Source organism: Hymenobacter coccineus (assembly GCF_001816125.1).
Taxonomy (GTDB): domain Bacteria; phylum Bacteroidota; class Bacteroidia; order Cytophagales; family Hymenobacteraceae; genus Hymenobacter; species Hymenobacter coccineus.
Map to the genome: position 1 here is coordinate 1 of NZ_MDZA01000284.1, position 1119 is coordinate 1119.

The window sequence follows — 1119 nt, forward strand, 5'->3', positions numbered from 1 at the left end:
TGCCACAGCCAGTCCCCAGGAGGTGCGCTGGCCGCTAAGCAAGTCGGCCAGTCCGGTGCCGAACCGCACCAGGGCCCCCGTCACGAATGTGAGGCTAACCTTGACGCCGCCCACCTCGTGCACCGCCGCGTTCAGCACGCCCATGCCCAGCGTGAGGGCCCCCATGGCCAGCGCCGGGCGCAGGTGCGCCAGCAGCAGCAGTGCCGCCACCGCGCCCAGGATGGCGGACGTAGCCCCGCGCCCCGCGCGCCGGCCCAGCAGGGCCCCCAGCACCACGCCGCCCACGAACAGGCCTAGCACCCCGAGCAGCTCGCGCAGCCGGGCGTGGTCGCCGTGGGCCACGGCCACGCCCAGTGAAGTCGTGTTGCCGCTCATGAACGACACGAACAAGCCCTGGAAATGCCCAAAGGCGTAGGCATCGACGAAGCCGGCCAGGGCCACGATGCCCAGGACGAGGCCAAAGGCGGCGAGCAGGGAAGCGGGCGGCAAGGGTTTCATGCGGGCAGGCGAGTGGTTGCGCCCGTGTACGGCCTGGGCCCGCCGCTGGTGCGCCCGGGGCCCCAGGGATGCTGGCCCGTCGCCTAGGCCACCGTAATGCAACGCGTCCTTAGCGCGACTCCCTCGCCCAGCAATTGGTGCGCGAGGTGCGCACCCGCACCGGGGTCCTCATCGACGTGCAGGGCGGCTACCCCCACGGCACCTCGCGCAACGCCTGGCCCGCCTTAAAATCCGCCCTGCCCTGCCCCCGCCGACACCGACCACGACGGCCTCCCCGACGCCTGGGAAACTGTCCACAAGCTGAACCCCAAGGATGCCGCCGACCGCGCTAAAGTGGGCCCCAGCGGCTACCCCATGCTGGAGGTGTACCTGGCCGAGCTGGCGGGGAAGTAAGGCGGCGTATCCGCGCCAAGTACGTTTGATACGAAGCCTTGCTTTGCTTGGCGCAGCTGGCAACCAATTACCGCTGCTTTTGGCCTGGTTGGCTCGGCGGGGAAGCTTACAACCCAGCTAAGAAGCGGGACTTCCAGCGCCCCGCTTCTTGGGGCCCCGCTGCGGCTTGAAGCAGCGGCCAGCCCCGCGCGCCGCTGGGGCCCTGTTTCCAGCCGCCGGCCGTGGGGG

The 1119-nt window shown here is 70.6% G+C and carries 1 protein-coding gene; it reads right to left on the reverse strand.

The features are described from left to right. Positions 1–498, reverse strand: a 498-nt coding sequence (locus tag BEN49_RS15280) for a YoaK family protein (RefSeq protein WP_125916924.1), incomplete at its 3' end; no start/stop codon positions are given. Positions 499–1119 lie beyond the last annotated feature (621 nt).